Genomic DNA, 24,763 nt, shown 5'->3' with positions numbered 1-24,763 from the left:
CGACATCCGGTCGGTGAAGGCGCCCCGCGTCCGTCCGGTGACCACCTGTCACCGGCCGCTTCCCGCTCGCGGGCGCCGGCCCGTGCCGGCGGGGAGTGCCGCCACAGCGTGCTGCGGCACGTGCGCGAAGAACGGATGACCTGTCTGTGACGACATCCACCTCCCCGACCCCCGCCCCCGGCGGCGAACCTCCCACGACGACGGGCGAGACCGCCTTCGAGGACCTCCCGCCGCGTCGGACGATCCGGCAGGCCGTCGCCGCCTCCGCGATGGGCAACGCCACCGAGTGGTACGACTACGGCGCCTACGCGGTCGTCGCGACCTACATCGCGGCCCACTTCTTCCCCTCGGGCTCCGAGGGGCTGTTCTGGACCTACGCCTTCCTGGCGATCTCCTTCATCGCCCGGCCGTTCGGCGGGTTCGTGTGGGGGCCGCTCGGCGACCGGATGGGCCGCAAGCAGGTGCTCGCGCTGACGATCATCCTGATGAGCGCCGCGACCTTCCTCATCGGCGTGCTGCCCACCTATGAGCAGGTGGGCATCCTCGCCCCGATCCTGCTGGCCGTGCTGCGCATGGTGCAGGGCTTCTCCACCGGCGGCGAGTACGGCGGCGCGGCGACCTTCATGGCCGAGTACGCGCCGGACAAGCGCCGCGGACTCTACGGCAGCTTCCTCGAGTTCGGGACGCTGGGCGGCTTCGCGCTGGGCACCGTGGTGGTGCTCTTCCTGCAGCTGGTCCTCGGCGAGGACGCGATGATGGCGTGGGCCTGGCGTCTGCCCTTCTTCGTCGCCGCCCCGCTGGGCCTGATCGGCCTGTACCTGCGCTCGCGCCTCGAGGAGACCCCGGTCTTCCAGGACCTCGAGGAGGCCGGCGAGGCGGAGGAGAGCGCGACCGGCGGCCTGCGCGACCTCATCGTGAAGTACTGGCGCCCGATCCTGGTGATGGCGGGGCTCGTGATCCCGCTGAACATCGCGAACTACACCCTGCTCACCTACATGCCGGGCTATCTCGAGACGAAGATCCACCTCAGCCCCAACGAGTCGCTCATGGTGATCCTCGTGGGCGAGATCGCGATGATGGCGGTGATCCCGTTCTGCGGGGCGTACTCGGACAGAGTGGGCCGCAAGAAGATGTGGTGGTTCTCGATGATCGGCCTGTTCATCATGGCGCTGCCGATGTACTGGCTGATGGGGCAGAGCTTCGGCCTGGCGATGCTGGGCTTCGCGGTGCTGGGCCTGCTGTACATCCCGCAGCTGTCCACGATCTCCGCGACCTTCCCGGCGATGTTCCCCGCACATGTGCGCTTCGCCGGCTTCGCGGTGACCTACAACGTGTTCACCTCGATCTTCGGCGGCACGGCCGCGCCGCTGAACGAGGCGGTCGTGGAGAGCACCGGGTTCCTGGAGTTCCCGGCGGTGTACGTGATGATCGGCTGCCTGGTGGGCATGGCCGCGCTGTTCTTCCTCAAGGAGACCGCGGGCGCGTCCCTGCACGGCACCGACATCCCCGAGTCCGAGCCGGAGGACTACGGCGCCGAGGCGATCCAGGCGGAGACCGAGGCGCTGGACGCCTGCGGCCGCTGAGCGTCGGCCGCACGCAGGCACCCCTGGCCGAGGCGCGGCGCCGGACCCCCACGGTCCGACGCCGCGCCTCGGCCATGACCGGCAGGAGAGGATGGGTGCCATGACCGCCTCGAGCCGTGCTCCCCGTCGTCGTCCCTTCCTCCAGCTCGACGTCTTCGCCGACGCGCCGCAGCGCGGCAACCCGCTCGCAGTGGTGCTCGACGCCGACGGGCTCTCCGACGCGGACATGCAGCGCATCGCGCAGTGGACGAACCTCTCCGAGACCACCTTCCTGCTCCCGCCCACCGCGGCGGGCGCCGACTACCGGGTGCGGATCTGGACGCCGGGCGGCGAGCTGCCCTTCGCCGGTCATCCCACCCTCGGCACCGCCCGGGCCTGGCTGCATGCGGGCGGGGTCCCGGCGGGGGAGCGGATCGTGCAGGAGTGCGGGATCGGCGTGGTCGAGGTGCGGTGTCCGGGAGCAGGTCGCGGCGCTGCGGTGACCGGCGCCGGGGAGCAGCTCGCCTTCGCCGCCCCTCCGCTGATGCGCGAGGGGCCGCTCGAGGAGGACGAGGTCGACCTGATCGCCTCGGCGCTCGGCGTGGACCGCACTGCGGTGCGGGGGCACACCTGGGCCGACAACGGGCCTGGCTGGCAGGTGCTCGAGCTCGAGGACGCCGAGCAGGTGCTCGCCCTGACCCCCGACCTGCTCGCGCTCGGCGAGCGGAAGGTCGGGGTGATGGGGTGGTGGGGGAGCGGCGGCGCCGACGGGGCTCCGCTGTACGAGGTGCGCGCCTTCGCGCCCGTCGGCGTCGAGGACCCGGTCACCGGCAGCCTCAACGCCGGCATCGCCCAGTGGCTGCTCTCGCGCGGCGAGGCGCCCGAGCGGTGGACGGCCGCGCAGGGCACGGCGCTCGGCCGCGAGGGCCGGGTGCTCCTCGAGCGCGAGGCCGACGGGACGCTGTGGGTGGGTGGAGCCACGGTGCTCACCGTCGAGGGGACGATCCTGGCCTGAGCAAGCTCGCAGGCCCACCCGATGTGAGGTGCCGGGGTTGGCTGCGCGGCGGTCCTGAGCCGGAGCGGGGGGAGGACCGTGCAGGTCTCGGCCCCTCCTCGCAGATTCCCCCGCCAGTCACACGCCGACTGCATACCCTGACCTCATGGTCACCACACTCCCGTACGGCTCCTGGCCCTCGCCCCTGACCGCCGAGCTCCTCGCGACCGGCGGCACGCGTCTGGGCTCCCCGCACCTCGTCGGCGACCAGGTGTGGTGGACGGAGGGCATCGCGACCGAGGGCGGCCGCCAGGCGATCGTCCGCACCGCGGGCCCCGTCGGTCTGCAGGACCCGGCCCCGGCCGACGGCACCGCCCCGACAGGGTCTGCCCCGGCGGAGACCGTCACCGTGCTCCCCGCCCCGTACAACGCCCGCTCGCGCGTGCACGAGTACGGCGGCGCGAGCTGGACCGTCGTGCCCGAGCCCGCCGCAGCGGCACCCGAGCCGAGGCCCCGGAGCGAGTCCGCTCCCACCGGGACCTCCGCCGCCCGCCCGCCGCTCGTCGTGTTCGTGAACTTCGAGGATCAGCGCGTCCACGCGCTGCGTGAGGGAGAGCAGCCGCGCCCGCTCACCCCCGTCGGCCCCGAGGTCGCCTCCGCCCACGGGCCCTCGCTGCGCTGGGCCGATCCGACCGTGGTCACCCTCGCCGACGGCACCGCCGAGGTGTGGTGGATCTGCGAGGACCACACCGGCGGCGCGGACGGCCCCCGCGCCGACGCCGAGGGCGCCCCGTACATCGAGCGCTACGTCGTGGCGGTGCCGCTGGACGGCTCCGCGGCCGAGGACTCCTCCGCGCTGCGCCGCATCACGCCCTCCTCCCGCTTCGTCGCCCACCCGCGGCTCAGCCCCGACGGGACGCGTCTGGCCTGGATCAGCTGGGAGCATCCGCAGATGCCGTGGGACGGCACCGAGCTGCACGTCGCGCCGCTGCTGAACGGCAGCGCCGGGGAGGGCGAGATCGTCGCCGGCGGCACCGACGTCTCGGTGCTGCAGCCGGAATGGCTCGACGACGAGCGGCTCCTCTTCCTCTCCGACACGACCGGCTGGTGGAACCCGTGGGTGTGGTCGGCCGAGACCGGCGCCCGTCAGGTGCTCGAGCGCGAGGAGGAGTTCGCCGGTCCGATGTGGGCGCTCGGCACCACCTGGTACCAGGTGCTCGACGCCGACCGCGTCCTCGTGCAGCACGGCCGCGCCGCGACCTCCCTGTCCGTGCTGCGGATCAGCACCGGCGAGCTCACGCCGCTGGGCTGCCCGCTCACCTCGATCGGCTCCGCGCAGCGCCGCGAGGACGGGCTGCTCGTGCTCGACGGCGCCTCCCCGACGCAGTTCGACGCGATCCACGTCGCCGAGCTCCGGCTCGAGGGCGCCCCGGCCCTGTCCCCGCTGACCGTGCTCCGCTCCTCGCGCGAGGACGCCCCGGATCCGGGGCTGCTGCCGGAGGCGGAGAGCATCGAGGTCCCGCTGCCGGACGGCGGCGTGGTCCACGCGATCGTGCACCGCCCCCGACAGGAGGGCCTCGCCGGCCGCGAGGGCGAGCTGCCGCCGTTCATCGCGCAGGTCCACGGCGGGCCCACCGCGCACGTCCCGCCGGTGCTGTCGCTGCCGATCGCGTACTACACCTCGCGCGGCCTCGGCGTCGTGGTCGTGAACTACGGCGGCTCGAGCGGCTACGGCCGCGAGTACCGCAACCGTCTGCGCGGGCAGTGGGGCGTCGTCGACGTCAGCGACACGGTCGCCGTGATGGAGCACCTGGTCGCCGAGGGGATCGCCGACGGGGACCGGCTCGCGATCGAGGGCGGCAGCGCGGGCGGCTGGACCACGCTCGCCTGCCTGACCCGCACGGACGCCTTCGCCGCCGGGGTCTCCAGCTTCGGCGTCGCCGAGCTCGAGCAGTTCCGTCTGGACACGCACGACTTCGAGTCCCGCTACATCGACGGGCTCGTCGGCCCCTATCCCGAGCGGCGCGATCTGTACGTCGAGCGGGCCCCGCTCAGCCACGTCGACGAGCTCGAGTGCCCGGTGCTGCTGCTCCAGGGCGACGAGGACAGGATCGTCCCGCCCAGCCAGTCCGAGGCGTTCCGCGATGCGCTCGCCGCCAAGGGCATCCCCCACGCCTACCTCCTGTTCGAGGGGGAGCAGCACGGCTTCCGCAAGGCGGGGACGATCGTGCGCGCGATCGAGGCGTCGCTGTCCTTCTACGGCCAGGTGCTCGGCTTCAGCCCCGCCTGCGTGCCCGTTCTCGAGCTGCAGCGGGGCTGAGCGGTCGGGCAGCGGGGCTGAGCGGCCGGCTGCCGGCCTCCGGGGCGCGCGCTCCTTTCCGCCCTCCACATCGGCGATGCGACCCGCCCTCCATACCGGCGAGGCGACGGTTGCCGCTGTCCGGGCGCGGCGATAGGTTGGTCGACGGTGCGCGGGACTCCTGCCGAGGGGGAGCGGACCCCGGGTGCCACCCCGGTCCGACCTGCGGTGACGGACATGCGGCGTCATCGAGGACGCCCCCGGCCGTGCGGCGGACTCGACGCGAAGGAGCCCCATGGACCAGCCGCAGCACCACCCCGCAGGCAACCACCCCGCAGGCAACGACCCCGCAGGCAGCGACCCCGCAGGCAGCGCTCCCGTCGGCGGTGATCCCGTCGGCCCGACGCCAGGAGCCCCTGCCCCCGACGGCATGACCCGCCGCACCGGCCTCGCCGCGGGAGCGATCGCCGCCTGCGCAGGCGCCGTCGGTCTCCCCGCCGCTGCGCACGCCATGGGCGACCCCGCGCCCCGCAAGGACCGCCCCGAGCGCCGCGACGCGGCGGCCGCCCCGGGCTGGCGGCCCGGCGGACCCCACCCCCACCCCTGGAACCGGCGCGGCTCCGCGAAGACCCTCCACGAGGCCGAGCCGGCCGACGTCGGCCTCGACCCCGAGGTGCTCGAGCAGCTCCCCGGCATCCTCCGCGCGGGACTGGACAACGACCCGCCCCGCTTCGCGGGGGCGACGCTGCTGGTCGCCTCGCAGCGCGGCATCGCCTACGAGCACGCCGACGGGTACGCGCTGCGCTGGCAGGACGCGAGCACCGAGCTGCCCGAGGATCAGCGGATCCCCGCTCGCGCGGACACGATCTACGACCTCGCCTCGATCTCGAAGATCTTCACCGCCACCGCCGTCATGCAGCACGTCGAGCAGGGACTGCTGAGCCTGGACGACAAAGTCGCCGAGCACCTCCCGCGCTTCGCCGAGAACGGCAAGGGCGAGGTCACGATCCAGCACCTGCTCACCCACGTCGGCGGACTGCCCGCCTTCATCGACCTCTACTCCGCCCACCCCGACGTGCCCTCGCGGATCGACGCGGTCCTGACCGTCGTGCCGGACACCCCGCCCGGCACGAAGTACGTCTACTCCGACCTGGGGCTGATCACCCTCGGCCTCATCGTCGAGAAGCTCTCCGGGCAGAGCCTGGACGAGTACGTGCACGAGCACATCACCGTCCCGCTCGGCATGGACGAGACGATGTACAACCCGCCGGCGGAGCTGAAGGACCGCATCGCCGCGACCGAGTACGTGGAGTACTACGGATATCTGGTCCACGGCCACGTGCACGACGAGAACGCCTACTCACTCGGCGGCGTCGCAGGGCACGCGGGCGTGTTCTCCACCGCCCGCGACCTCGCCGTGTTCGCGCAGATGTTCCTGCACGGCGGCACCTACGGCGGGGCCCGCATCCTCCAGCCCGACACCGTCGAGTCGATGTTCACCGACCGCATCGCGGAGGTCACCGGGGTGGGCGGGGCCCGCCGCGGACTCGGGCCCGAGCTCGAGGCCTGGTTCTACCACGCGGGGCTGACCAGCCCGTACAGCGGCGTCCACACCGGCTTCACCGGCACTTCGCTCGTGATCGACCCGCTCACCGAGACGGTCGTGGTGCTGCTGACCAACTCCGTGCACCCCACCCGCGAGTGGTCCACCACCTCGGTCACCAGGCGCGAGGTCTCCACCTGCGTCGCCCACGCGCTCGGCATCGTCCCGGAGCGGCTGCGCGGGGGCTGGCGCGCCGGGGACCGCGACGACGCGGCCGCGACCCTCGAGGTCTCGGCGCAGCTGCCCGGCCGCGACCCGGAGCTCGAGGTGGAGCTGTTCGCGCATCTCGAAACCGCCTACGACCTGCTGGTCCTCGAGGTCTCGGCCGACGGGGGTGCCAGCTGGACCCCGCTGCCAGGGCGTCTGACCGCCCGCCACGAGGAGCCCGTCGAGATCCCCGACGGGACGATCACGGGCTGGGGGCGCCGCGTCGCATGGACGGGGACGTTCCCGCTGACCGGCGCGGACGGCCCGCTCGCCGGCGAGGTGCAGGTGCGGCTGTCGCTGACCACCGACGCGTCCACGCGCGGGCTCGGCGCCTGGGTGGGTGCTCTGCGGATCACCGACGGGCGCGAGGTGCTCGTGGACACCGACCGTGCGGAGGATCGACAGGCGGTGATCGCCGACGGGTGGACGCTGCCGGGGTGAGACGCGGCGCCGCGTGATGACTCGGCGCCGCGGGCGCGGTGCGACGATCGCGGTGCGACGAGTGGGGCGACGAGTAGGGGGCGGCGAGTGTGCGGGGCGCCCGCGGGCTCAGGCGCGCAGCGCCGCCTCGATGTCGTCGGCGATGTCGGCCGGCTCCGTCTGCGGGGACCAGCGGCGCAGCACCGTGCCGTCGCGGCCCAGCAGGAACTTCGCGAAGTTCCACTCGATGTCCCCGGCGGGGATCTCCAGCCCTCCCTCGACCTCGTGCGCCCCGGTCAGCCAGCGGTACAGCGGATGCGCGCCCTCCCCGTTGACCTCGACCTTCGAGAACATCGGGAAGGTGACCCCATAGTTGACCTGGCAGAACTCGGAGATCTCCGCATCGCTGCCCGGCTCCTGGTGCATGAACTGATCGCACGGGAAGCCGAGCACTCTCAGCCCCTGCGGCGCGAAGCGCTCGTGGAGGGCTTGGAGCCCCTCGTACTGCGGGGTCAGTCCGCACCTGCTCGCGGTGTTGACTACGAGCACGACGGAGCCCAGGTGCGCGGAGAGGTCCTGCTCCTCGCCGGCGAGGGTGGTGGCGGTGAAATCTGCGAGAGTCGTCATGGCTCCATTGTGGGGCGGTCGGCTGAACGGGCGGCGGGCCCAGCTTCCCGCCGCACCGTCGTCGACCTGCCCGCTGCGCCTCCCTCGGTCTGCCCGCCGCTCCTCCCTCGGTCTGCCCGCTGCGCCTCCCTCGGTCTGCCCGCCGCTCCTCCCTCGGCCTGCCCGCCGCTCCTCCCTCGACCTTTCCTCCACACCCCCTGCGGATCCACATTTCCCGTGGTGGCCTGGTGCGACGCCACCAGCCCAGGAAGCATGGGGTCATGACGAGCGCACCGTGGTTCCGAGGCTCCTCGGGGGAGGACACCCCCGAGGAGATCCTCGCCGCGCTGCGCGGGACAGACCCCGCCGGCCTCACCCACCACCTCGGCGACCTCGCCTTCCTCCTCCAGGGCCTCGCGAGCGATCCCGGCGCATTGTTCGAGACCGCCGGCCGCAGCCGGCGCGAGTTCTCCGATCTGCTCGGCGCGATCCAGGCCTCCCGCGGCGCTCTCGACTCCCTCGAGGCGCGCGCCGTGACCGCCCTGCAGGACGCCACCCGGCGCGATCGCTGGGACCAGGCACGGGACCGCGCCGCCCATGAGGGCGCGGCGACACCCTCCCGCGCCCGGATCGAGCGGGAGGCCGACGGCGCCACCGTCACCGACGTCTCTCTGCTGACACGTCGCTCCCCGCACATGGCCGGCCGCACCCTCGCCTCGGCCCGGCGCCTGGTCGAGACGCTCCCGCGGACCATGTCCGCGCTCGCCGACGGGCGCCTGGCCGGAGATGCCGCATACGCCGTCGCCGATGCCTCCGCCGTGCTGGACCCGGACCTCGCCCGAGAGGTGGACCGGATCCTCGGCGAGCGCCTGCCGGAGATGGACGGCGCGGGCACCCGCCGCTGGCGCGACGCCGTGGCGACCATCGCCGGGGAGCTCGATCCCGAAGGGGCCACGCTCCGGCACCGACGGGCGCACAGGGACCGGCACGTCACCATGACCCCCGGTCAGCACGGGATGGCGACCCTCACGGCACGGCTCTCGGCCCTCGACGCCCAGCAGCTCCACCGCTGCCTGAACCGCGAGGCCGAGCGCCGCCGCGCCGCCGGCGACCGCAACGGCCACGGGGCTGCGATGGCGGATGCGCTGGTCGACGCCGTGCTCCGTCCCGCGGACGGCTCCGCCCCGCCCGTCACCCTCGAGGTCGGCGTGATCATCACCGACCGCGCGCTGTTCCGCCCCGACTCGGGGGACATCGCGCACCTCGAGGGATACGGCGCCGTGCCGGCAGAGGCCGTCCGCGAGCAGCTCCGCGCGTGCACCACCGCGCCCGAGGACGGACAGAGCGATCCCTTCGGTCCCGACGGCGACGCCGTGCGCGTGATGCTGCGGCGTCTCTACGCCCACCCCACCGCCGACGAGCTCGTCGCGATGGACGCCACCTCCCGGCCGTTCCCGCCGGCGATGCGCCGCTTCCTCAGCTGGCGCGACACCACCTGCCGCGGGCCGTTCTGCAACGCGACCATCCGCCAGTACGACCACATCGTCCCGGTCTCCCGCGGTGGCCCCACCAGTCTCGACAACGGCCAGGGGCTCTGTGCCCACTGCAACAAGAAGGAGCAGCTCCACGCGAACGTCGAACGGGTCGAGGACCCGGGACGACCGGGGCATCGGGTGCGTTGGACCGGCCACTCCGGCACGGAGCGGGAGACCGGGCCGACGAGATTGCTGACCGGGCGAGGACCGGCCGATGCGGCGCGGGACGACGACACCCCTGCTCCGCTCGACGACTCCTCACCATGACGGGCCCGGGCGACGATCTGGCCGACGGACCCCTTGCTCACCAGTCCCCGTCGGCCGCGAGGCTCAGCGCGACCTCGGCCAATCCGTCGAACTGGCCGGCCTCCTGCACGCACCGGGCGAACAGCCAGCGACGGGTCCGGCGACGATCCAGTCCCGCGAGGTCGGCCATGCGATCCGCGAAACGGACGGGCTCGGCCCGCAGACGGTCGAGATCGTTCAGCATGTGCTGCAGCAGGTCGTAGTGCGGATCGCCGACGTACGGCTTCGGATCGATGAGCACCCAGCGCCGTGACGAGCCCGGGCTGCTCGACGGCACCCCGCCCGCGAGCAGATTACCCGGATGCAGGTCGGTCGTCAGCAGCACCTGCTCCCCGTCCCACTGCGCGGGCAGCGACCGGAACAGCTCCAGGCCCCGCTCCACCACCTCGCGGGGCAGCCCCGCTCGTTCCCCGGCCCCCGACTCCAGCGTCCGATCCGCCCACCACGCGCACATGTGCACGAGCGGGCGGAACGAGGCGGCGTCCTCCTCGCCGACCAGCCGCGCCGGCGGGACCCACAGCCGACGGGCCACCCCCACGAGCACCTCGTCCCGGTCCGGCGAGGTCAGCAGCTGCGCGAGCGGCACCCCGGGCCGCACCCGCTCCAGCAGCAGCGCGGAGGTGTCCCCCACGCGCTCGCTGCGGTGCAGCACCGCCGCGCCACGACCCTGCCAGGCCCGCATCCCCGCGGCCTCGTCGCGCGCCTCCTCATGAGCCCACGCGACCTTCAGCACCAGCTCGGCCCCGTCCCGGTCCCGGACAGGTGCCACCCAGGCGCTGGACCCGCCGGGGACGAACGGGGCAGAGGCCTCCAGCTCCCAGCGCGCGAGAAGATCGTCCACCTGGGCCGGCAGCCGCTCCCGCCAGGCGACGAGCTCCGGATCCTGCCCCTGCCCCAGCAGCGTCGGCATCGGGTGCCCGGCTACCAGCGGGGCAGAGGGGTCAGGCATGATCTCTCCTCCGAGAACAGCGGGTCCTCCACTCGCGGCGGAGAAGGTCGTCTCCGCACACTACGGTCCGCCGCCGGTCCCGTCGGCCGCTAGCATGCGTGCGTGAAACCGTTCGTGCAGATCGCCACCCGCCCCGAGGACGACGTCGCCCTCACCGAGCGCGAGGCCGTCCTCGCCTTCACCGGACTGGCCGAGGACGAGCTGATCTGGGCCCGCCTGGACCGCGATCCCTTCCCCGACCTCGTCGGCGTGGACATCTCCGGCATCATCCTGTGCGGCAGCCCCTTCACCGTCTCCGACCCCGTCGCGGAGAAGTCCGCCGCGCAGGTCCGCGCCGAGGCCGAGATCTTCCGCGTCCTGGACCGAGTGGTCGCCGAGGACATCCCCTTCCTCGGCGCCTGCTACGGCATCGGGACCCTCGGCACCCATCAGGGAGCGCTGATCGACCGCACCCACGGCGAGCCGCTCGGCGCCGTCGAGGTGACCCTCACCGACGCCGGCCGCGAGGACCCGCTGATCCGCGCCGCGCAGCTGGACGACACGTTCCTGGGGCTCGTCGGCCACAAGGAGGCCGTGCACACCCTGCCCCCGCACGCGACCGCGCTCGCCAGCGGTCGCACTGCGCCGGTGCAGATGTTCCGGGTCGGGACCCGGCAGTACGCGACCCAGTTCCACCCCGAGCTCGACGTCCCCTCGATCATCGAGCGGGCGCGCGCCTATCGCGACCACGGCTATTTCTCGCCCGACGAGATGGAGGACATCTTCACCCAGCTGCGCCACGTCGAGGCCGACCAGCCGCCTCGCCTCCTGCGCGCCTTCGCGGGGCTGTTCGCCCGCTGAGCGGGACGGGCACGAGCCGCGCCCGGCGAGCGCGAGCGGGTGAGAGCCCCTGCTCGATGAGCGCGGCGCACGAGCCGGACCCGCCCGCGCGCGTCCCCGGCGTGGGCCCTGCCCGTCCGCCTGCTCCAGGTGGAAGCGCGTTCCCCCCCTCGTCGCAGCACCGGCCCGCCTCCCGCGGCTGGCGCATGCGCTCCGGTACCGTCCCGTGTCGTGCCCCGATTCACACCCGAGCAGGTCCGTCGACGTCAGATCGTCGCCGGCGCCCTCGCGCTGCTTCTCGTGCTGCTGATCGGAGGCTGCACCGTCGGGCTCGTGCGCAGCCTCGGCGGCACGAAGGAGGAGCCGCCGACCGAGAAGGCTCCCTTCTCCGCCGATGACGCCGCGATGCAGGTCTCGGCAACCTCCACCGAGGCACCGGCGCTCGAGAACCTGCCCGGGGAGACCACGCTCGCGCCCGACGAGGTGATGGGCCTGGACGTCTCCGCCCACCAGGAGGAGATCGACTGGGGCCAGGTCGCCGCCGACGGGTACGGCTTCGCGTACATCAAGGCGACCGAGGGCTCGGGCTTCGCCGACTCCCGCTTCCAGGAGAACTGGGACGGGGCGAAGGCGGCCGGGGTGGTCCCCGGCGCGTACCACTACTTCACGCTGTGCTCCTCCGGGGCGGAGCAGGCCCAGGACTTCCTCGCCGCGGCGCCGCCGGACGACTCCGCGCTCCCTCCGGCGCTGGACCTCGAGTTCGACGGCGCCTGCGGGGAGCGGCCCGATGCGGCCGAGGCGCAGGCCGAGGTGGACGCGTTCACCGCCGCGGTCGAGAAGGAATGGGGCCGGCGCCTGCTGATCTACTCCTCCTCCGAGTGGCGCGACCACTACGGGCTGCCGGTGACGGACTCGCGCCCGGACTGGCTGTTCTCCGACGGCTCCCGACCCGTGCAGGGCGACTGGGCCGTGTGGCAGGTGCGCTTCGACGGGACGGTCTCCGGCATCTCCGGCGGGGTCGACATCGACGTGGCCCGGATCGAGGTGCTGCGCGAACACGCCGAGATCCCGGAGGGCGAGGGCGCGCTCGCCCACCCCGTCGACGAGGCGTGAGGCGCGGCCCTGCGCAGGCGACCACGCAGCTCAGCCAGGCGGACCGGGCAGATCTGGTGAGCGAGCCGAGCGCGGCTGATCGGAGCCAGCTCCTGAAGGCCGCGCTCAGTCCGACAGGCGCCGCTCAGCCCCTCAGGTCGAGCGGACGGCCGCCGATCTCGCGCCCCGGACCGGTGATGAGCTCGTCCAGCACCTGCTGCCAGTGCTCCAGCAGCCCCTGCCGCTCTGCCGGGCCGAGCAGGCGCTCCTGGTGGATCGTGAGCTCCGTGCCCGCCGTATCGCCGTGCGCCGCGCCGGCCTGCGTCTCCTGCAGCGTCACCTGGAACACGGTCTCGTGGTCCAGGATCTCCGGCGTCCACCGGAGCTGCACCCGTCGGCCCACATGGCAGCCGATCACCCGCCCGCGCACCCGGCCTCCGCGGTGCACGGGCGCGCCGACCATCTGCGGGACGGAGTCGACGCCGAGCCACTGCGGGAGCCACTCGTCGAGCAGCCGCCGCCAGGTCTCGGCGGCCGGGCCGGGGACGATGCGTCGCACGTCGAGCTCCCACCCGGCGTCATGGGTGAGGCCGACGGGGCTGTGCCAGATCTCGGGCCGCATGCTCCCACGCTAGGGCCGGGTGCGAGAGGTGCCCAGAGGCGTGGCAGGACCGTCCTCAGGTGTTCGCCACGGCGTCCCCACAGCGTCGCCATGGCGACACTTGGCCGCTCCGGCGATGCCTGGTCGCTCGCGTGACGCCTGGTCAGGCCGCCTCGACGGCCTCCTTCACGGAGCCGGGCGCTGCGAGGTCGCCGGTGAACTCCGTGCCGTCGATGAGCACGGTCGGGGTGCCCGAGGTGGTCGCCTGCGCGTCGGGCTCGACGACCTCCTGGAGCCAGGGCTGGTAGGTGCCCTCGGCCTGACAGGCGCTGATGTCCAGCCCCGTCGCCCCGTCCACGATCTCCACCAGCTCCTCGTCGGTCAGTCCCTCGCTGCCGGGCTGGTTCTCGAACAGCGCGGCCTCCGCCGGGAACCACTGCTCGGGGTCCTCGGCGTACGCGCAGATCGCGGCGTGCGCGGCCCGGCCGGAGTAGCCGGCGGGGGTCGAGCTCGCGTCGAGCATCGGGCGGGGGTGCACCCGCAGGGTGACCGCGCCGTCCTGCGCCAGCTCCGCGAGGTCCTCGCCCTGTGTCTCCTGGAAGGTCCTGCAGTGCGGGCACAGGAAGTCGAGGTGCACGTCGACGACCGGGCCGTCGGTGCTGGAGCTCAGCTCCAGATAGGGCTGGTCCTCGGAGACGCCGGGCGGGGCCACGAGCTCTCCTGCGCCGCTGTCGTCCCCGGGCGCGGCGGGGGTGGAGGGGCCCGGGTCGGCTGCGGTCTCCGAGCCCTCCTTCAGGACGAGGTAGCCGACGATGCCGCCGAGGACGAGCAGGAGCACGAGGCCCAGGCAGGCGATGCCGCCGACGATGCCGAGCACGAGCGGGGTGCGGGAGCGGGGAGCGACCATGGGTGCAGACCTCGGGAGGGGCGGGGGCGGCGGGCTGTCACGAGGGTAGCGGGTCCGGCCCGGCCCTTCCGACCGGCGAGAGCGGGCGCCGATGACGAGATGACGGGCCGCGGCGGGAGGCCCCGGGCCTCCGGCAGGCGATGCATCCTGGGGTCATGACCTCTCGCGACCACCCGCCGTCCCCGGGCCGGGCCAGGGAGGCGGAGCCGCCCCGGCGATCGCCGGGCACCCCTCCGCCGCAGGCCCTGTCCGACGCCTCGCGGGCGGGCGTGCCGCCGACGGATGCCCTGGTCGACGACTCGCAGGCGGGTATGCCGCAGGGCCCGCCGCAGTCCGTCTGGCGCACTCGGCCCGAGCGTCCGGAGGATGCCGCCGCTCTTCGCGACCTGCTGCTCGCCGCGTTCCCCACCTCCGAGGAGGCGGACCTCGTCGAGGCCCTGCGTCGGGACGCGGATGCCTGGATCGAGGGGCTCTCCTGGATCGCCCACGCCGATGCCCCCTCCCGCTCCGATGCCGGTGCCCGCGCGTGTGCCGACGCCGCTGCCGACGAGGACCTCGGCCCGGTCGCCCACGCCTTGCTGACCAGAGCCCACGTCGACGGGGAGCCCGTGCTCGCCCTCGCCCCGTGCGCGACCCTGCCCGCCCGGCAGCGGCGCGGGGCCGGCAGCGCCGCGATCCGCGCCGCGCTCGGGGCCGCTCGGGAGGCCGGGGAGAACTGCGTGATCGTGCTCGGCCATGCCGACTACTACCCTCGCTTCGGCTTCGCTCCGGCCTCGCGATACGGCATCGGCGCCCCCTTCGACGTGCCCGACGAAGCCTTCATGGCCCTCGCCCTGGACCCGGACCGTCCGCTCCCGCGCGGACGGATCACCTACCCGCCCGCCTTCGGCATATGAACGCCGGGCGAGCTCGGGCCGGGCGTGGACCACGCGCGAGCTCGGGCCGGGCGCCCCGTCGGCCGGGCGCCCCGTCGGCCGGGCGGCATCCCCGTCCCGCCCGTTCCCCGTCTCAGGGCTGCAGACGATGCCTCCCCCAGGGTCCGAAGCCGTCACCCTCCGCAGTGCGCGTGTAGACGATCCGGTCGTGCACGCGGTGCGCCCGCCCCTGCCAGAACTCGACCCGGACGGGCCGTACGCGCAGCCCGCCCCAGAACTCCGGACGCGGCACCTCCGCGCCCTCGAAACGCGCCTCGACCTCGGCGTACTGCGTCTCGAGGGAGTCGCGGGAGTCGATCTCGCGGGACTGGTGGGAGGCCCACGCCCCCAGCTGCGAGCCGCGCGGGCGCGTGGCCCAGTAGGCGTCGGACTCCGCCGCGGGGACCTGCTCGACCACGCCCTCGATCCGCACCTGGCGCTGCAGCGGGTACCAGGGCAGCAGCAGCGCGGCCCGCGGCGTCGCGGCGAGCTCGAGGGCCTTGTCCGACTCGAGGTTCGTGTAGAGCACGGCGCCGTGCTCGTCGAGCCCCTTCAGCAGCACGGTCCGCGAGCGCGGGCGCGGTGCGCCGTCGGCGTCGAGGGCGACCGTGGAGAGCACGACGGCGGTCGGGTCCGTGATGTCCCCGTGCGACTCCCGGCGGGCGAAGGCATCCTGCAGCCAGGCATCGCAGAGCTCGAGCGGGTCCGCAGGCGCGGAGTCCGCGAGGGACCCGGCGAGATAGTCGAGGCGTTCACCGGCGAGACGGTTCGAGGCGCTGGTCATGGCGTTGATCCTAGAACCTCGCGTCGCGCCGGGGGAGTCGCGGTCGAGCGTTGCTTCCGGGCCGCGGACCTCGCGCCGGCCCTGGACTTCCGCTGAGATCGAGTGCTGCATCCGGACCGCTTCAGGGCCGTCATAGCGGTCCAGATGCAGCGCTCGGTGCGGTGTTCGGTGCAGAGCCCGTGGGGCGCTCGGTCCGGTCGAGATCTCGACCCCTCCGCCTCTCAGGCGCTGCGGGGCACGCCGAGCAGCGGCGCGAGCAGGGCGGGGAACGACGGCCGGGCGCGGTGCCGGCCGGCCGGCACGGTCCGCTGCGACGCCGGCCCCCGGCCCGCCTCGTGCGTCCGGTCTGCTCGGCGCCCGGCTCGGGCCTCGAGGGTGCTCGGGTCCAGGCCCTGGCCCGCGGCGCGGGACCGCTGCGCGCGGACGGCCTGCAGGGTCTCGACGTCTCCCCAGGTCGCAGGCCGGGGACGATAGGGGATGAGGTGGTCGGAGTCGGCTCGGGTGCGGCTGGTGGCGATGGTGGCGTTCTTCATGGCTCCACCCTCGCGTCGCAGGCCCTCCGGGCGCGTCCGCCGAGGAGGGCGAGAGGGTCAGCCTGCAGGTGGATCCTCGGCGGGACGAGGCGCGACCGGAGGCGGGCGCCGGCTCACCGCACCATGCGGATGTCCGGCAGCGCGGGCCACCGCGGATCGACGTGCCGGGCCCCGTCGGGCGCGAAGCCGAGCTTCGCGTAGAAACGCTGGGCACGTGCGTTGTCCTCGGCGACCCACAGGCTCGCCGGCTCCTCGCCGATCAACGACTCGACCAGAGCCTGCGCCATCCCCGTGCCGTGCCAGGCGGCCTCGACGTAGAGCACCGACAGCTCCCGCTCCCGCACCGGCTCCGCATCCCGCGGCGGCCAGGAAGCGGCGAGGCCGACGGGGGTGCCGTCGCCGTCGCGGCCCGCTCGGAAGGCGCCCTCGTCGGCCTCGGGGGCGCCCGGGGTCAGCCAGCGGGTCCACTGCTCGATGCGTCGCTCGATCGCGGGCTGGCCGAACCACTCCTCGCCGGACAGGACGTGCCCGTAGGCGACCTCCCAGCCGCGGACGTGGACGCGGGCGAGCGCCGGGACGTCGGCCAGCGTCGGGACGTCGACCGTGAAGGCGGATCCGGAGACGGAGGCCGGGGCTGCAGGGCGGGGCGCGGACATGCCCGCGAGGGTAGTGGGGGCCGAAGGTCCCCTTGCGCTCCGTCCGGATCCTGCTAAGGTCCATCGCGAACTCAGCGTTCACCGGATTGTCATCCCCCGTCCCGGCGGGGGAGCAAGACCTGGGACCATGCCGTGCGCCCTCACGCACCCGGCAGGGCCCCGGGTCTTTTTTGTTGCCCGCACGCGGGTCCGTGCCCCTCGTCGAGCCGGACCAGACCACGAAAGGGGGCGAGGGCGCCGCATGAGCAGCTCCTCCCCAGGGACCGCCACCTCGACCGCCGAGAAGATCCTCCGCGGCGTCGGCGGACCCGAGAACATCGAGAGCCTCACCCACTGCGCGACCCGGCTGCGCTTCCAGCTGCACGACGGCGCCCGGGTGGACCGCGAGTCCCTGGACGCCCTGCCCGAGGTGATGGGCACGGTCCCCCAGTCCGGCGACCGCTTCCAGGTCGTCATCGGCGGTGCGGTCGCGGGGGTCTACTCCCAGATCATGAACCTGCCCGCCATGGCCGACGGCGGCACGCCCCGGGCGAAGACCGACGCCGAGGTCAAGGCCGAGATCCGCGCGAAGGGCCGCGGGAGGTGGTCCTGGCTCGACAGCTTCTTCGAGTACCTCTCGGACTCCTTCCGCCCCCTCATGGGCGTGCTGCTGGGCGCCTCCCTCATCATCGCGATCGCCTCGGTGCTCGACGCCCTCGGCATGATCGACTTCCGCGCCGAGGACAAGTCCGCGACCTGGGTGTTCGTCGACGCCATGTGGCGCTCGGTGCTGTACTTCCTGCCGATCATGGTCGCCTACAACGCGGCCAAGAAGCTCCAGATCGACGGCTGGGTCGGCGCTGCCGTGATGGCCGCCGTGATGACCCCGGACTACATCGGCCTGCTGGACGGCACCGCCCCCGGCGTCACCTGCACCACCAACGAGCTGCTGGGGACCCAGCAGTGCGTGGCGACCGTGTTCGGCCTGCCCATGCAGCTGAACGACTACGGCGGCCAGGTGTTCGTGCCGCTGCTGATGGCGGCGCTGCTCGCCCTCGTCTACAAGGGGCTGCAGAAGGTGTTCCCCGCCAACGTGCAGCTGGTGTTCGTCCCCTTCCTCGCGATGCTGGTGATGATCCCGGTGACCGCGTTCGGCATCGGCCCGCTCGGCATCTGGGCGGGCAACGGGCTCGGCGCGGGCCTGGCCTGGCTGAACGGCAACGCGCCGCTCGTCTTCGCGATCCTCATCCCGCTGCTGTACCCGTTCCTGGTGCCGCTGGGCCTGCACTGGCCGCTGAACGCGCTCATGCTCCAGAACATCAATGCCCTCGGCTACGACTTCATCCAGGGCCCCATGGGCGCGTGGAACTTCGCCTGCTTCGGCGCCACCGCCGGCGTGCTGCTGCTCTCGATCCGCCACCGCGAGACCGAGATGCGCCAGACCGCGACCGGTGCGCTCGCCGCAGGCCTGTTCGGCGGCATCTCCGAGCCGTCCCTGTACGGCATCCACCTGCGCTTCAAGCGGATCTACCCGCGCATGCTGGTGGGCTGCCTCGCGGGCGGTCTGATCGTCGGCCTGCTCGGCGGTGTGAACACCGGTGTCTTCGCGTTCACCTCGCTGCTGACCATCCCGGTGTTCGACCCGATGCTCACCTACGTCATCGCGATCGCCGTCGCGTTCGTCGTCGCGATGGTCCTGGTGTACGTCTCGGACTACCGCACCGCCGAGCAGCGCGCGGAGGCCGATGCCGCCCGTGACGCCGCCGAGGCCGAGGCCGCGCCTGCTCATGAGACCGCCCCCGCCGCTGCCCCTGCTGCCCCCGCCGCCGCTGCTGCCCCCGCCGCCGCTGCTGCCCCCACCGCCACCGACCAGGTCGTCGTGGCCGCTCCCGTCGCGGGCCGGCTCGTCGGCCTCGACGAGGTCCCCGATCCCGTCTTCGCCTCCCGGGCGCTCGGCGAAGGAGTGGGCATCGTCCCGGCCGACGGGCGCATCCTCGCCCCGGCCGACGGGCTGCTCGCCAGCGTCGCCCCCACCGGGCACGCCTTCGGCCTGGTGACCGACGGCGGCGCCGAGGTGCTGGTGCACGTCGGCATCGACACCGTGACCATGCAGGGCACCGGCTTCGACGTGCGCGTCGGGCAGGGGCAGCGGGTCGCGGCCGGCGATCTCCTGGCCGTGGTCGACCTCGAGGCGATCCGCGAGGCCGGCGTCGACCCGATCACGCTCGTGACCGTGCCGAACACTGCGACCTTCGCCGCCGTCGAGCCCGCCCCCTCCGGCGAGGTCGTCGCCGGGGACACGGCGCTCACCGCCCGCCGCTGAGCGGCCCGTCGGCCCGGTGCGCGTACCCTCCGAGCAGGGAGGGCGCGCCCCGGGCCGACGGAGCGCACGGACCGCGCCGCCCCGCGGCCGGCTCCGTGCGGGAGGACGGAGGCGTCCCAGCAGGAACGACAGGAGGGTGCGGAGCCGATGCGTGTGCTGCGGGTCCTGAACAACAACGTGGTGCTCTCCCGCGACGACACGGGGCGCGGGGTCATCCTCACCGGACGCGGCATCGGCTTCCGCGCCCAGGTGGGCCAGGAGGTCGACCCCGCGAAGATCGTGCAGGTCTTCGTCCCGGCCGACGGCCGCGACCCCGACCACCTCGCCGAGGCCTTCGCGATGATCGACCAGGAGGTGCTGCGCGCCGTCGTGATCGCGCTTCGCGAGGCCGGGATCGAGCACGGCGAGTCCGACCGCCCCACCCTCGCCATTGCCGTCGCCGACCACGTCTCCGGGGCGCTGGACCGGCTGCGCCGCGGGATCGAGATCGAGTACCCGCTGCGCGCCGAGGTCCAGACCCTCTATCCCCAGGAGCACGACCGCGCCCGACGCCTGCTGGAGGAGATGAACCGCCTCGTCGAGCCGCGCCTGCCCGCGCACGAGGCGACCGCGCTCGCCCTGCACCTGGTGGGCGCCGGCTTCTCCACCGGCGACCTCTCCTTCACCTACACGATGACCGGCGTCATCCAGCAGATGCTCGCGATCGTGGGGGAGCGCTTCGGGATCGCGCTGGACCGCAACTCCATGGCCGCGGCCCGGTTCATCACCCACGTGCGCTACATGTTCGTGCGCATCCAGCAGCACCGACAGCTCTCCGGGGAGCAGTCCCTCATCAGCCGCACCATCCGCGAGGCCTATCCCGAGGCGACCCGCACCGCCGAGCAGCTCGCCGTGATCGTGCAGCTGCGGATGGGGGAGGGCCTCTCCTACGACGAGATCTCCTATCTCGCGCTGCACGTGGCGCGGATGGCGACCGAGGCCCAGACCGCGGACCGGCCCTGAGCCGGACCGTCCGTGACCGCGGGGGACGACAGTGCCCTCGACCCTGTGCCATGCTATGGGCCGACATAAGCGATGCTTCGTTCCGTCGTGGAATCGGAGCGGACGACGAAAGGTGCCTTCATGTCGCTGTACCTGCTGGAGATCGTGCCCTCCTCCGCCACCCGCGAGGGCAGCCAGGCCGTGCTCGACGCCCTCCTCGGCGCCGACGGCGGGGACCCCGCGGAGATCATCGAGTCGCAGGTCGCCGCCGATCACTCGCGCCTGTTCACGGTGGTCGAGGCCGGGTCCGCGAAGGCCGCGGCCGCCGTCGGCGAGGCCGTGCGCGCGGTCGCCGACGAGGTCCAGGGACCCGACGAGGTGCGCCTGGTCGGCGCCGAGCTCGAGGAGATCAAGGCCCTGCGCCGCGGCGCCGGCTACCTCGTGGAGTGGGACATCCCCGCCGAGATCACGATGGATCAGTACCTCGCCCGCAAGAAGGCGAACGCACCGAAGTACGCGCAGGTCCCCGAGACCAGCTTCCTGCGCACCTATGTGCGCGAGGACACCGCCAAGTGCCTGTGCTTCTACGACGCGCCAGACGAGGACGCCGTGGTGCGCGCCCGCGAGGCGGTCTCCACCCCGATCGACCGCATCTGGGCGCTCGGCGCGATCGAGCTCGACACCACGGGCGCCTGATGACCACCACCTCCGCCCGCAGCGGCGTGCCCGCGGCCGGCACGGTCCCCGCCGCCCGCGCCGGGCTCGGTCTCGCCGAGCCTCCCGCGACGGCGGAGAGCGTGCTCGCCCGCGTCGCCGAGCGGGCCGGGGCGGTCGACCGGGCCGAGGCGGACCTCTGGGAGGGGCTGGCCGCGCTCGGGGAGCTCGACCTCCTCGCCGCGCCGCTGCCGCTGGCCGCGGAGCTCACCCACGCCCTCGCCCGGCGCTGCACCGCGAGCGCCTTCGCGCTGTGGGGCCACCGCTCGGCGATCGCGTACCACGAGGCGACCGGCACCCCGCTGCCGGACGGCGCCGCCGACGGCTCCGTCGCCCTCGCCTCCGGCATGGCCCCCGCCTTCAAGGAGGAGGCGGGCCTCGGCGAGATCCCTCTGCTGGCCACCGACGCCCCGGACGGCGCGATCGCCGTCTCCGGCGTGCTGCCGTGGTGCTCGAACCTCCGCCAGGGCGGCTGGGTCGTCACCCCCGTCCGCTGGGAGGACGGCCGACGTGCCGTCGTCCGCCACCGGCGCGACGCCGACGGAGTGCGGGTCAAGGCGCTCACCGGGCTCACGGCGCTGGACGCCACCGCCTCCGGCGTGCTGCTGCTGGACGGCGTGCAGATCCCCGAGCAGGACGTCCTCACCCGTGACCTGCCCGCCTTCCGCGACGACGTCCGCGCCGCGTTCCTGCAGATCCAGACTGCCATGTGCCTCGGGCTCGCCGGGGCGGCGCTGGACGCGGCCGAGGCCGGGGCCGACGATGCGGCCCGAGAGGTCCTCGCCGAGGAGCTCGCCGCGGCCGCCGCGGAGTGGCGCGAGCTGCGCGAGGCGCTCTCGAGAGGAGTACGCGCGGCCTCCGCAGCGCATCAGGCCGACGCAGTGCATCCGGCAGAGCTGGTGCGGGTGCGGCTCGCAGCCGCGCTGCTCACCGGGCGCGCCACCCGGCTCGAGCAGAAGATCGTCGGCGGCCGCGGCTACGCGCTCGCCTCCGACACCTCGCGCCGCGCCCGGGAGGCGGCGTTCCTGCCCGTCCAGTCCCCGACCGAGACCCACCTGCGCCACCTGCTGTCCCGGGCCGGCGTCCAGGCACCGGGGGACGGTCCCGCATGAGCAGCCTCGCGCTCCACGGGGTCACGCACCGCTATCCCGGCGGCGCCGGCCCCGTGCTCCAGGACCTGGACCTCGAGGTCGTCGAGCACGAGGTCCTGTGCGTGCTCGGCGCCTCGGGGGCCGGGAAGTCGACCCTGGTGCGCCTGCTGGCCGACCTCGACCAGCCGCAGTCCGGGCGCATCGACCGCGGGGCGGACCCCCGACTGCCGGCCCTGGTCCCGCAGTCCCCCGACCTCTTCCCCTGGCTCACCGTCGCCGAGAACATCGCCCTCGGCGGCCGCTACGCCGCCAACGCCGGCCGCTTCCGCCCCGAGCGGGTCCCCGAGCTGCTGGCCGACCTCGGCATCGCCCAGCTCGCAGGCGCCCTGCCGTCCGAGCTCTCCGGCGGGCAGGCCCAGCGCGTCGCCCTCGGTCGGGCGCTCGCCGTCGACCCCACCGTGGTCCTGCTCGACGAGCCCTTCTCCGCCCTGGACCCCGCGATCCGCGCCGACCTGCAGACCTGGCTGCGCGACGTGCTCACCCACGTGCGGATCTCGGCGGTGCTGGTCACCCACGACGTCGACGAGGCGCTCGTGGTCGCCGACCGCATCGTCTACCTCGACGGGGCGCGCGGGATCACCGCCGACTGGTCCCCGCGCGAGGACGGCACCACACGTGAGGAGATGCTCGCCCATTACCGGCGCGGCGCCGTCGCCGGAGCGAGCCGATGACCCCTCGGCGCTCCCCGCACCCGGTCCCGGGTGCGAGGGGCCCGAGCCGACGCGCCGTCCTCGGCGGCGGGGGAGCGCTCGCGCTCTCCGGCCTCGCCGGTGCGGGGATCGGCCTGGGCGCACGCGGCGAGGTCCCCGCGAGCGGGAGCGGGCAGGGCGGGGCCGGGCAGGGCGGTGTCGGGCCGGGCGGCTCCGGATCAGGCGGAGCGGACTCCTCCGCGCGTCGCCCGCTGCGGATCGCCTATCTCCCCATCACCGACGCCGCGCCGCTGCTGATCGCCCACTCCCGCGGCCTCTTCGCCGAGGCCGGGGTCGAGGTGGCCGAGCCCGTGCGGCTGCGCTCCTGGGCCACGATGGGCGAGGCCCTGCTGGCCGGGAGCGTCGACCTCGTCCACCTGCTGTTCCCGATGGCGCTGCAGATGCGCCTGGACCTCGGGGCCGACATCACCGTGCTCGGCGCCAACCATGTCGACGGCTCCGCCGTCACCCTCGGTCGGGACGTGCCCGAGCTCGGCGCGCTCGCCGGGAGCACCCTCGCCGTGCCCGCCTGGTTCTCGATCCACAACATCATCGTCCAGCAGATGCTGCGCGCCGAGGGCCTCACCCCCGTCGTGCGTCGCACCGCCTCCCGAGACCGCGGCGAGGTGACCCTGGTGCCGATGGCGCCCTCGGACATGATCCCGGCGCTGGACGCCGGCTCCATCAGCGGCTACACCGTGGCAGACCCCTTCAACGCGATGGGCGAGACGACGGGCGCGGGCACCATCGGCCGCTTCCTCGGCGACGTGTGGCGCTCCCATCCCTGCTGCGTCACCGTCGCCTCCGGGGCCCTCCTGCACCGTCCGGCCGAGCAGGTCGCCGGCGTCGCGGAGGCCCTCGTGCGCGCGCAGATCGCCTGCCGCGAAGACCGCGAAGGCGTCGCCGCCGAGCTCGCCGGCAGCTACCTCCCCCAGCCGCCCGCCGCGATCGCCGCGGCCATGCACCGCGAGGACGCCGGGCGCGCGCACGTCGCCCATCCCGACTGGCGCGGGGAGACCCTCGACTTCACGCCCGTGCTGCGCCCCGGATTCACCGCCCGGCTCGTCCGCGAGATGCGCACCACCGTGCTCGACGCCCCGCTCGGAGCGCTCGCCGAGCTCGACCCCGAGACCGCCCACGACCTCGTCGTCGACGACACCGCCCTGCGCGAGGCCGCCCGGCGTCTGGACCCGGGCTCCCTGACCGGCCTCGACGACCCCGAGGAGATCGACCCATGAGCCTTGCCCCCGCCGATCTCGACTCCGAGGACCCCGACCGTCCTGTGGTTCGGGACGCCGCCGCCGAAGCGCGTCCCGGGGATCCGACGGGCCGCGGTGCCGACGGGCCGTCGCGACGCCCCGGGCGTCGTCCCGGCGCACGTGCGCAGCGCGGTCCGGCCCTGGCCTGGGGAGCCCTCGGCGTCCTCGCAGCGGGGCTGGCCTGGTGGGCCCTCACCGCCGTCGGCGGCGCAGGCAGCCCCATGCTCGCGGCGCTGAACCCCCTCGGCGTGCCCGGGGCGCTCGCCTCCCTCCTCGCCACGGGCGTTCTCGTCCAGGACCTCGTCACCAGCACCCTGAGGCTCCTGCTCGGCATGGGGATCGCGGCCGCGCTCGGCATCCCCGTCGGCGTGCTCATCGGGCTCCATCGCCCCACCCGCTGGGCGAGTGCGCTGCCCGTCCAGTTCGTGCGCATGATCTCGCCGCTGTCCTGGGCGCCGGTGGCCGTCGCGCTGCTCGGCGTGGGCTCGGCGCCGGTGGTCTTCCTCGTCGCGGCCGCGGCGATCTGGCCGATCCTGCTGGGCACCGCGTCGGCGGTCGCCGCGATCGACCCGCGCTACGTCGCCGTCGCCCACACCCTCGGCGCGAACCGGCGCGAGATGCTGCGCACGGTGCTCGTCCCGTCGGTGCGGCCTGCCGTGCTGCAGTCGATCAGGCTCGCCCTCGGCATCGCCTGGGTGGTGCTCGTGCCCGCCGAGATGCTGGGAGTGACCAGCGGGCTGGGCTACGAGATCCTCAACGCCCGCGACCGCCTCGCCTACGACGAGATGCTGGTGGTGATCCTCGTGATCGGCGTGCTCGGCGCCGCGATCGACCTGCTCGCACGACTGCTGCTCACACCGCGTCGGGGCTGAGTAGGCGG

22 protein-coding genes are annotated in these 24,763 nt (G+C 74.0%); 15 read left to right on the top strand and 7 right to left on the bottom strand.

The features are described from left to right. The first annotated feature begins 146 nt into the window (after window positions 1–146). From D1648_RS17070 to D1648_RS17055, 4 genes are all read left to right on the top strand, one after another. Window positions 147–1,583 carry an MFS transporter gene (locus D1648_RS17070; RefSeq protein ID WP_241155561.1) on the top strand — a complete coding sequence of 479 codons (1,437 nt, stop codon included), beginning with the start codon at window positions 147–149 and terminating at the stop codon, window positions 1,581–1,583. Window positions 1,584–1,683: 100 nt separating this feature from the next. Next, window positions 1,684–2,577, top strand: coding sequence for a PhzF family phenazine biosynthesis protein (locus D1648_RS17065; protein WP_122943787.1), 894 nt, complete (start codon window positions 1,684–1,686; stop codon window positions 2,575–2,577). Between the two features lie 145 nt (window positions 2,578–2,722). Continuing rightward, the gene (locus D1648_RS17060; RefSeq protein WP_122943786.1) at window positions 2,723–4,876 is read left to right on the top strand and encodes a prolyl oligopeptidase family serine peptidase; all 2,154 of its coding nucleotides are present in this window, start codon (window positions 2,723–2,725) and stop codon (window positions 4,874–4,876) included. Between the two features lie 274 nt (window positions 4,877–5,150). Then, entirely contained in the window at window positions 5,151–7,106 is a 1,956-nt protein-coding gene (locus D1648_RS17055) for a serine hydrolase (protein WP_241155560.1), read from the top strand. Window positions 7,107–7,214: 108 nt separating this feature from the next. Here the strand turns inward: D1648_RS17055 and D1648_RS17050 are convergent, their stop codons facing one another. Further along, entirely contained in the window at window positions 7,215–7,712 is a 498-nt protein-coding gene (locus tag D1648_RS17050; RefSeq protein ID WP_122943785.1) for a glutathione peroxidase, read from the bottom strand. A gap of 260 nt (window positions 7,713–7,972) precedes the next feature. Between D1648_RS17050 and D1648_RS17045 the strand changes: the two genes are divergently transcribed. Beyond that, a complete protein-coding gene (locus D1648_RS17045; protein WP_122943784.1) occupies window positions 7,973–9,493 on the top strand; it encodes an HNH endonuclease signature motif containing protein in 1,521 nt (506 codons plus the stop codon). A 37-nt stretch (window positions 9,494–9,530) separates the two neighbouring features. Here the strand turns inward: D1648_RS17045 and D1648_RS17040 are convergent, their stop codons facing one another. Then, on the bottom strand, window positions 9,531–10,481 hold the full coding sequence (locus tag D1648_RS17040) for an aminoglycoside phosphotransferase family protein (protein WP_122943783.1): 951 nt from the start codon (window positions 10,479–10,481) through the stop codon (window positions 9,531–9,533). A 102-nt stretch (window positions 10,482–10,583) separates the two neighbouring features. On the opposite strand from D1648_RS17040, the gene D1648_RS17035 reads away from it, so the two are divergent. Beyond that, window positions 10,584–11,321 (top strand): glutamine amidotransferase, encoded by a 738-nt coding sequence (locus D1648_RS17035; RefSeq protein WP_122943782.1) that lies wholly within the window; start codon window positions 10,584–10,586, stop codon window positions 11,319–11,321. Between the two features lie 210 nt (window positions 11,322–11,531). Then, a complete protein-coding gene (locus tag D1648_RS17030) occupies window positions 11,532–12,413 on the top strand; it encodes a GH25 family lysozyme (RefSeq protein WP_122943781.1) in 882 nt (293 codons plus the stop codon). A 124-nt stretch (window positions 12,414–12,537) separates the two neighbouring features. On the opposite strand, the gene D1648_RS17025 is transcribed toward D1648_RS17030, so the two are convergent. Further along, window positions 12,538–13,014, bottom strand: coding sequence for a hypothetical protein (locus D1648_RS17025; RefSeq protein ID WP_122943780.1), 477 nt, complete (start codon window positions 13,012–13,014; stop codon window positions 12,538–12,540). A 142-nt stretch (window positions 13,015–13,156) separates the two neighbouring features. Further along, window positions 13,157–13,900 carry a thioredoxin domain-containing protein gene (locus D1648_RS17020; protein ID WP_122943779.1) on the bottom strand — a complete coding sequence of 248 codons (744 nt, stop codon included), beginning with the start codon at window positions 13,898–13,900 and terminating at the stop codon, window positions 13,157–13,159. A 155-nt stretch (window positions 13,901–14,055) separates the two neighbouring features. Between D1648_RS17020 and D1648_RS17015 the strand changes: the two genes are divergently transcribed. Next, on the top strand, window positions 14,056–14,796 hold the full coding sequence (locus D1648_RS17015) for a GNAT family N-acetyltransferase (RefSeq protein WP_241155559.1): 741 nt from the start codon (window positions 14,056–14,058) through the stop codon (window positions 14,794–14,796). A gap of 112 nt (window positions 14,797–14,908) precedes the next feature. Here the strand turns inward: D1648_RS17015 and pdxH are convergent, their stop codons facing one another. The 3 genes from pdxH to D1648_RS17000 form a co-directional block, all read right to left on the bottom strand. Continuing rightward, window positions 14,909–15,598: a pyridoxamine 5'-phosphate oxidase gene (gene pdxH, locus D1648_RS17010; RefSeq protein ID WP_122943777.1), complete on the bottom strand. Its 690-nt coding sequence runs from the start codon at window positions 15,596–15,598 to the stop codon at window positions 14,909–14,911. A 221-nt stretch (window positions 15,599–15,819) separates the two neighbouring features. Beyond that, on the bottom strand, window positions 15,820–16,131 hold the full coding sequence (locus D1648_RS17005) for a hypothetical protein (protein WP_122943776.1): 312 nt from the start codon (window positions 16,129–16,131) through the stop codon (window positions 15,820–15,822). 113 nt (window positions 16,132–16,244) lie between these two features. Beyond that, window positions 16,245–16,787 carry a GNAT family N-acetyltransferase gene (locus D1648_RS17000; RefSeq protein WP_122943775.1) on the bottom strand — a complete coding sequence of 181 codons (543 nt, stop codon included), beginning with the start codon at window positions 16,785–16,787 and terminating at the stop codon, window positions 16,245–16,247. Window positions 16,788–17,028: 241 nt separating this feature from the next. Between D1648_RS17000 and D1648_RS16995 the strand changes: the two genes are divergently transcribed. The 7 genes from D1648_RS16995 (at window position 17,029) to D1648_RS16965 (ending at window position 24,755) form a co-directional block, all read left to right on the top strand. After that, on the top strand, window positions 17,029–19,089 hold the full coding sequence (locus D1648_RS16995) for a glucose PTS transporter subunit IIA (RefSeq protein ID WP_122943774.1): 2,061 nt from the start codon (window positions 17,029–17,031) through the stop codon (window positions 19,087–19,089). Between the two features lie 147 nt (window positions 19,090–19,236). Next, complete coding sequence (locus D1648_RS16990; RefSeq protein ID WP_122943773.1) at window positions 19,237–20,091, top strand: PRD domain-containing protein; 855 nt, start codon at window positions 19,237–19,239, stop codon at window positions 20,089–20,091. 120 nt (window positions 20,092–20,211) lie between these two features. Further along, window positions 20,212–20,766 (top strand): DUF4242 domain-containing protein, encoded by a 555-nt coding sequence (locus D1648_RS16985; protein WP_122943772.1) that lies wholly within the window; start codon window positions 20,212–20,214, stop codon window positions 20,764–20,766. Then, entirely contained in the window at window positions 20,766–21,896 is a 1,131-nt protein-coding gene (locus D1648_RS16980) for an acyl-CoA/acyl-ACP dehydrogenase (RefSeq protein ID WP_122943771.1), read from the top strand. Before D1648_RS16985 ends, D1648_RS16980 begins: the two co-directional genes overlap by 1 nt. After that, window positions 21,893–22,606, top strand: a complete 714-nt coding sequence (locus D1648_RS16975) for an ABC transporter ATP-binding protein (RefSeq protein ID WP_122943770.1) — start codon at window positions 21,893–21,895, stop codon at window positions 22,604–22,606. Before D1648_RS16980 ends, D1648_RS16975 begins: the two co-directional genes overlap by 4 nt. Then, entirely contained in the window at window positions 22,603–23,862 is a 1,260-nt protein-coding gene (locus D1648_RS16970) for an ABC transporter substrate-binding protein (protein WP_122943769.1), read from the top strand. The genes D1648_RS16975 and D1648_RS16970 overlap by 4 nt, the downstream gene beginning before the upstream one ends. Then, window positions 23,859–24,755 (top strand): ABC transporter permease, encoded by an 897-nt coding sequence (locus tag D1648_RS16965; RefSeq protein WP_122943768.1) that lies wholly within the window; start codon window positions 23,859–23,861, stop codon window positions 24,753–24,755. Before D1648_RS16970 ends, D1648_RS16965 begins: the two co-directional genes overlap by 4 nt. Window positions 24,756–24,763: the final 8 nt, after the last annotated feature.

It is taken from the genome of Brachybacterium sp. EE-P12 (genome assembly GCF_003711805.1).
GTDB lineage: Bacteria > Actinomycetota > Actinomycetes > Actinomycetales > Dermabacteraceae > Brachybacterium.
This window is presented reverse-complemented; position numbering and strand designations above follow the sequence as displayed.